The following is a 3,494-nucleotide window of genomic DNA, read 5'->3' on the forward strand; positions in this document are numbered from 1 at the left end:
AATCGACGCGGCGCCGCAACTGAAACTCAAACTCGGCGAAGACGTTCGCACGGTGCTATGGGCCACCGGTTTTCGGCCGGATTTTTCATGGCTGGATTTGCCGATCTTCGATCGCAAGGGCGACCTGAAGCACGATCGAGGCGTTGCTGACGTTCCCGGGGTCTATGTGGTGGGTCTGCCATATCTGCGTCGCCGGAAATCGAGCTTCATCCACGGCGCCGAGGATGACGCGCGCGAACTCACAGCGCACCTGACCGACTACCTCGACAGGACACGCCAGATGTCTCTGCGCGCACTGGCCGTTTGAAGAGACCACACTATTTCGCCGCTTCGGCCGCTTTGATGTCCAGCAGCCCATAGCCGAAATCCTTGTCGCGGCCCTTCGGGCCGAGATCCCGGGCGGTGGCGGCCAGCGCCTTTTCGATGTCGTCGGCCGAGCGCTCGGGCGCGGCGTGGATCAAATTGGCGATGGCGCCGGAGACGATCGCGGCGGCAAACGAGGTGCCGGTGACGACGTCCGAGCCGGCGCCGCTCGGCGCCACCATCTCAACGCCGGGCGCCGAGATGAAGACGTAGGCGCCGCGATTGGCCTGCGGCATCAGCCCGTCCTTGGCGTCGGTGGCGGTCACCGCGATGACGCCGGGATAGGCGGCGGGGTAACCATAGGGCGCCTTCGGCCCGTTGTTGCCGGCCGCCGCAACCAGGATGATGCCGAGCCCGCGCGCATTGCGGCAAGCGGTGGCGAGCAGATCGTTCTTGGGGCCGACGAAGCTCATATTGATGATGCTGACATTCTGCTCCGCCGCCCAGTCGAGCGCCGACAGGATGACATCCATGGTCGACCTGCCATCCTCGAAGGCGCGCGCATGATAGATCCTTGCCCCGGGCGCCATGCCTTCGAGCGCGCCGACACCGGCGATCAGCCCGTCGACCGAGGTGCCATGGTCGCGCTTTTCGATCGGCACTTCCGGCATGGCGTCGAACTGGTCGGCAATGACGCCGGCCAGCGCGGGATTGGTGTCGTCGATGCCGGTGTCGATGACGGCGACGCGCACATTCTCGCCGCTGGCTTGCTTGTTGTCCAGCTGGATGCGCTCGAAGGCATAGTTGACGATGCCGGCCGCCTGCTGCAGCGAATAGATATGGTTCGGCTCGCGCCGCTGGGTGCGGCCATCGGCGGCCAGCTGCGCCAGCACGGTGCCGACCGGGCGGCCGTCGGGAATGCCGAAGCGCACCAGCGTGGTGCCGAGCAGCCGCGACTGGCGCTGAGAGCGCACTTCGAGGCCGAAGGAGGCGGCGATCTGCTGGACAGCGCCGGCGTCACCATCGACAGTCACCAGCACCTCGTCGGGCACGAACGCGCCGGCGATGGCACGCCGCGGAGCGGTCGCGACAAGATCGGTTGGCGAAACGATAGGCCCACCGGCCGGCGGTCCAGCCTGGGTGTCGGCAGGCGGCGCCGACGGCCGTGGCGTCGGTACGGGCGCCGCGGAAGCGGGCGGATTGGGAAACAGGTCGACGATCAGCGCCGGAAGGACGACAGCGCCCTGGCCGCCGCCCCCTCCGCCATTCGCACCCTTATCGTCCTTGGGGCAGTCGGCAGCCGCCGCACCGGCCGCGCCGGTGCAGTCGGTCTTTGTGCGGCCGGCATTGGGAGCGTTGGTCTGCGCTGAAACGGGCACGGCGGCGATTGTCATCGCCGCCGCAAGGATTGCAAATCGAATGACCGCCTTAGCTGCCATCAACCGGTTTCCTTCCCTCGATCACAGTCTCAGCGAAAGGCTGGGCGGCAATAAGGCCGAGCAACTTGGTATAGTCTGCTCCGGTCTTGGCCGGGAGGGCAATGCGGAAGACGCCCGAAGCGGTGGGCCCGCCGGCGATCTTCAGCCCGTTCTGGTCGAGGAAGGCGGCGATGTCGGACATCTTCGCTTCCGGCTTGAACTTGACCAGGGCGAACGGCAGTTTCGCCAGATCATCCTCGGCCCCGGCAATCTCGAAATCATTGCCCTTGCCGCCGGTATGCACGTAGGACTGCACCACGACGAGCGCCAGCAAGACAGCGGCTGCCGCCCAGGCGACACCGACCGGCACCGCCATGAAACGATCGAGCGCCTGCCCCAGCCAAGAGCGGCCCGCTGGCGCACGCACCGTCCCGGCCTCGGCGTCGAGCGCCTTGGCAAAGCGGCTGAGTGCATCGGCCGGCGGCCGGATCGCTTCGTTGGCGGCGGTGGTGCCCGAGAATTCGGCCTCGGCCTCGCCAAGGGCTGCCATCGCGGCCGGATCGCTCGCCAGCCATTCCTCGACGGCTTCGAGGTCGGAGCCTTCCAGCGAGCCGTTCAGGTAGAACGGCAGCAGCGTTTCCATTTCGTCGCGGCGCGACATTTTTTCAGCGGCGCTCATATCTTCAGGATTGCTCATGGCCACCCCCTGTCGTAACCGGCCGCCTTCAAGGCTTCGCCGAGTTTCTTGCGGGCGTAGAACATACGGGTCTTGACGGTGGCGACCGGGATGTTGAGCACCTCGCCGATCTCCGTCACCGACTGTCCGTGGTAATAGGCAAGGTCGATCACCGAGCGGTGTTCTTCGGGCAAGGCATCGACGAAACGGCGCAAGGCGGCGCCCTTGTCTTCCTTCATGGTCGCGACTTCCGGCGTGTCGGCGCTGTCGGGAACCTGCGCCGCATCGTCGTCGTCGATCCAGTCTTCCTTTTTCTTGCGCAACATCGACAGCGCTTTGAAGCGGGCGATGCCGAGCAGCCAGGTCGAGACTTCCGAGCGTCCTTCGAAGCCGGGCGCCTGGCGCCACAGCTCAAGAAAGACCTCGTTTGCGATATCGTCGGCCATCATTTCCGATCCCGTCTGGCGCGCCACGAAGCGGTAGACCCGCGCGTGGTGACGCATGAACAGCAGCCGAACAGCGGCACGGTCGCCCTTCGCGACCCGGTCGACAAGCGCGCGATCAGTCTCGGTCGCTGCTGTCATGGCCGGTCGAGCCGCCTGGCTCCTGTCTGCTCTGTCGCCGATCGGTCCAAAAAGGTTCATCCTTCCGCCAAGGAATTTTGGCGAAGCTAACCGAAGAGAGGGAGTGTTGCCAGTGGTGCGCCTTTTTCCCTTCTCCCCGTGTGGGAGAAGGTGTCGCCGAAGGCGACGGATAAGGGGTGTTCCAGCGGAGTGAGACGTTGGTGTCTTCTGGAACACCCCTCATCCGTCTCGGCGCTATCGCGCCGATCCACCTTCCCCCACAAGGGGACTGTTGCAAAATTGGGTGGATGTGATTCCCTGTTTTTGAAACGGGGATTTTGCGATGACGACAAAGCCGAGCGGTCAGTTCAGTTTTGTGGAGGCTCTGCTGCCACAGGGTCTTGGTCGGAGCGGTCGGCTGGACCGGCTGTCGTCGCTGGTGAAGTGGTATCGCTTCGAGAAGATCCTGGCGCGGCTGCGCTCGCCGGCTGGGCCAGGGCGGCCTGCGTACAATTCGCTGGTGATGTTCAGGGC

3 protein-coding genes and 2 pseudogenes are annotated in these 3,494 nt (G+C 65.2%); 2 read left to right on the plus strand and 3 right to left on the minus strand.

All coding sequences use genetic code 11. The annotated features are described in order from the left end of the window. Positions 1-307, plus strand: a pseudogene (locus tag AC1DXM_RS31830) (hypothetical protein); the annotation flags it as partial. A 10-nt stretch (positions 308-317) separates the two neighbouring features. Here AC1DXM_RS31830 and AC1DXM_RS31835 read toward each other — a convergent pair. From AC1DXM_RS31835 to AC1DXM_RS31845, 3 genes are read right to left on the minus strand one after another with little or no spacing between them, the layout of a single operon-like run. Further along, positions 318-1,742 carry a S8 family serine peptidase gene (locus AC1DXM_RS31835; protein ID WP_477239511.1) on the minus strand — a complete coding sequence of 475 codons (1,425 nt, stop codon included), beginning with the start codon at positions 1,740-1,742 and terminating at the stop codon, positions 318-320. Next, positions 1,732-2,400 carry an anti-sigma factor gene (locus tag AC1DXM_RS31840; protein ID WP_477239513.1) on the minus strand — a complete coding sequence of 223 codons (669 nt, stop codon included), beginning with the start codon at positions 2,398-2,400 and terminating at the stop codon, positions 1,732-1,734. Before AC1DXM_RS31840 ends, AC1DXM_RS31835 begins: the two co-directional genes overlap by 11 nt. Before the next feature lie 14 nt (positions 2,401-2,414). Further along, positions 2,415-2,981, minus strand: a complete 567-nt coding sequence (locus tag AC1DXM_RS31845; RefSeq protein WP_352555779.1) for a sigma-70 family RNA polymerase sigma factor — start codon at positions 2,979-2,981, stop codon at positions 2,415-2,417. Between the two features lie 322 nt (positions 2,982-3,303). Here AC1DXM_RS31845 and AC1DXM_RS31850 point away from each other — a divergent pair. After that, positions 3,304-3,494, plus strand: a pseudogene (locus AC1DXM_RS31850) (IS5/IS1182 family transposase); the annotation flags it as partial.

The sequence above is a fragment of the Mesorhizobium sp. P3_A2 genome (genome assembly GCF_056403115.1).